This is a genomic window from Pseudoalteromonas sp. TAE79 (genome assembly GCF_000498015.1).
Taxonomy (GTDB): Bacteria; Pseudomonadota; Gammaproteobacteria; order Enterobacterales; family Alteromonadaceae; genus Pseudoalteromonas.
The window spans coordinates 1-3,571 of sequence record NZ_AUTL01000199.1 but is presented as its reverse complement, the minus strand read 5'-3'; the positions used below and the strand labels follow the sequence as shown (position 1 = coordinate 3,571).

Here is a 3,571-nt window from a genome sequence, read left to right as displayed (position 1 = left end):
AACGTAGCATTAATGCCAAACAGGCGCTGCCCAAAGGGTTCTTCCTAGGGGCTATTTACTCTTTGTTGCTCGGTTTTTACTTAGCCCACTAGGTTACAAACCTCGCGCCGCGATTAAATAGCCCCTAGTTTGAACAAATTTCAATCCGCAAAGATCAACAGACCCTAGAGCTTTTGCTGTTTTATTCATCATTTTAGTTAAAATACTTTTTTTCAGCGTACAACTGTAAGCCTTTGTGTTTCAACAGTTTACGTTCAGGTAAAGAAAATAAATTGATAAAACTGTTAATTAATTGAATAGAGTAATTGATCTAAACGATTTTTTATGACGTAATGTAGGTATTATTTAGCTGGTCGGATGAGTTCAATCATGAGTTTACGTACAAAACTAAAAAAAGTATTACCAAGTATTTCTATCACAGAACAAGAAGCGCTAGACGCGGGTGATGTATGGCTTGAAGGTTCTATCTACCAAGGTAAGCCTGATTTCAGTGCACTTCGCGACGTACCTGCTGCTAAATTAAGCGCAGACGAGCAAGCATTCTTAGACGGTCCAGTAAAAGAGTTATTGGGCATGATTGACGATTCAGTGATTCAAAACGGCATTCATTTACCAAATGACATCTTAGAATTTTTGAAAAAAGAGCGTTTTTTCTCGCTTATCATTCCTAAGTCGTTTGGTGGTTTAGAGTTTAGCCCTTATGCAAACTCTACTATTGTTGGCACAATTGCGACTAAAAGCTCAGCAGTAGCGGTAACCGTCATGGTTCCTAACTCGTTAGGCCCGGGTGAGTTATTACTTCACTTTGGTACGCAAGAACAACAAGCGCATTACTTACCACGCCTAGCAAATGGTACAGACATTCCATGTTTTGCATTAACAAGCCCAGAAGCGGGTTCTGATGCAGGTGGCATTCCAGACATTGGTACAGTAACTAAAGGCATGTACAACGGTGAAGAAGTACTTGGCCTTGAGATAACATGGGACAAACGCTACATAACGCTTGCACCTATTGCTACTGTACTTGGTTTAGCCTTTAAAGTAATGGACCCTGATGGTTTATTAGGTGGCAAAGAAAGCTTAGGTATTACCTGTGCACTTATTCCAAAAGAGCACCCAGGTGTAGAGCTTGGTAATCGTCACGACCCAATGGGTATTCGTTTTTACAACGGTACTACACGTGGTAACAAAGTATTTGTACCAATGGACTTTGTTATTGGTGGACAGAAAAACATCGGCCGTGGTTGGCAAATGCTGGTTAGCTGTTTAGGTGCTGGCCGTGGTATTTCATTACCTGCGCTAGGTGTTAGTACAGCACAAGTTGCATTTAAATCAGCATCTGAATACGCAGCAGTGCGTGAACAGTTTGGTTTAGCCATTGGCCAGTTTGAAGGTATTCAAGAAAAACTAGCTGACATTGCAGGTAAAACATACTTGCAAGAAGCAATGCGGGTACTTACAACTGAAGGTTTAGGCATGGGCTTAAAACCATCAGTAGTAACTGCAATCGCTAAATACCACATGACAGAGCTTGGTCGCGACGTGCTTGATTCAGCAATGGACATTCAAGCGGGTAAAGCGATTCAAAACGGTCCACAAAATACATTAGCAAGTGGTTATGTTGCTCAGCCGATTGCCATTACGGTAGAAGGCGCGAACATTCTTACTCGTAACCTAATGATATTTGGCCAAGGTGTTATGCGTTGTCATCCATATTTACAATCTATGGTTGAGTCAATTCACAGCGAAGACAAAGGTGCAGATAAAGAATTTAACGGTATTTTACGTAAAACAATTAGTTACAGCACAGCAAACAGTTTACGTGCTTTCCGCTTAGGTGTTTTACCATTTACAGCAAGTGCTAATTCTGAATTACCAGAAGTACGTGACTACGAAAAAGCAGTACATAAATTATCTGCAAAACTTGCAGTGTACGCAGACTTTTCGTTACTTGTACTTGGCGGTAAGTTAAAACAAGCAGAAATGCTATCGGCACGTTTAGGCGATGTAATGAGCTTCTTATATGCAGCTATGGCATCAATTAAATACTACGAGCAAAAAGTATCAAGTAGTGACCGTGAGCAAGCAGCTCCGTATTTCCATTACGCGACTCGTTTTGCACTACAAAGTGCTGAAGAAGCATTGCATAAGTTTTTAGATAACTTCCCTGCAAGTGGTACACGTAAGTTTATTCGTTTCATTACAATGAACTACTCAACTAAAATGCCAAAAATTAGCGATGATTTAATCCGCGAACTAGCTAAGCAAGCTCAGCTAGATACCGCATTTAAAGCGCAAATTACGCATTTAGTTAAACCAGTAGTAGGCGATGGTCATCATATTAATGAGCAAGCTTACAAAGCTAAAATGGCATCACTTGGCGAGCTGGCTAAAGTTAAAAAAGCACTGCGTGCTAAAGTAATTAAACCAGGTATACGCTTTAACATCACGCTTGATAACGCACTAGCGGCAAACGTAATCACGCAAGCTGAACACGTTCAGTTAATTGATTACAACATCAAACGTGAAAAAGCGATTCGTGTAGATGAGTTCGATTTTGATATGAACCTACTAGACGATAACGCACAGCCGATTAACCCGCTTAAAAGCGTAGTTAATCAGTAAGTTAAAGTAATTAAATTCAATGATGCAAAGCGCCCGCAGTATCGGCGCTTTTATTTTTGATTAAAAAATTAGTGTGGAGCCCCGCTTGTGTAAAAACAAGCGGGGCTTTTTTATGTGTTTTAAATATCAGTTTTCAATAATATTTATTCAACTTTTGAGATTATTCTTGATATCAACTACGGTGGCTTTTCCTGATTTATGGTTGAATAAGATCTGGAGGAAAATCAATTGTCGAAGACAATAATATAACGAGATATTTTTCTCGTTATCCACAAAGCTGTCTTACCTCAAAGTAGCCCATTAATAAAGTTAGTTGATATAAAATTAACTAGGGGCTGTTGATCTTTGTAGTACATATATCAATCAGCCCACATTGGTAGCCACATCATAGTAAATGCTAAAGCGAGCATTGAATGATAATTTCGTTCAAGCTTTTCATACCGCGTGGCTATCCCTCTATATTGCTTAATACGGCCAAATGCATTCTCAACCAAGTGCCGATATTTGTACATGCACCAGTCAATATCTTCATTGCCTACTAAACTGTTGCCCTTACGTGGAATAACGGGTGTAGCGTTATTATCACGAACAAACGCTCTCAGTTTTTCACTGTCGTAGCCTTTATCTGCGACAACCATATTACTTGTTGGGCAATTAGCTACGAGTGACTCTGCATGGACGATATCATGCGTATTTCCACAGGATAATTCATAATAAACAGGCAACCCTCCGCTATCGACTGCAAGATGAATTTTCGTAGAATTTCCACCTCGGCTCTTTCCAATTGATTCATTGTCAGCAGTTCTTGCACCGCAACTATGTTGATGAGCCCTGACAATACTGCCATCAATGAAGACCCAATCCATGTCCGCATCACGAGATAATGCGCGAAACAGTTCATTCAAAATCCCTTTTTTGGACCATAAATTAAACCGTCTGTAGATAG

General features: G+C 39.9%; 2 protein-coding genes. One reads left to right on the top strand and one right to left on the bottom strand.

Annotation, left to right across the window (positions count from 1 at the left end):
* Positions 1-369: 369 nt before the first annotated feature.
* The gene (locus tag L655_RS0114975; RefSeq protein ID WP_024605458.1) at positions 370-2,625 is read left to right on the top strand and encodes an acyl-CoA dehydrogenase; all 2,256 of its coding nucleotides are present in this window, start codon (positions 370-372) and stop codon (positions 2,623-2,625) included.
* A 359-nt stretch (positions 2,626-2,984) separates the two neighbouring features.
* Here the strand turns inward: L655_RS0114975 and L655_RS0114970 are convergent.
* A partial coding sequence (locus L655_RS0114970; RefSeq protein WP_024603875.1) for an IS5 family transposase occupies positions 2,985-3,571 on the bottom strand: 587 nt, incomplete at its 5' end.

Excerpts from the sequence above, each read along its gene's own strand:
- L655_RS0114975 (WP_024605458.1), top strand. The coding sequence starts at position 370 with ATGAGTTTACGTACAAAACTAAAAAAAGTATTACCAAGTATTTCTATC.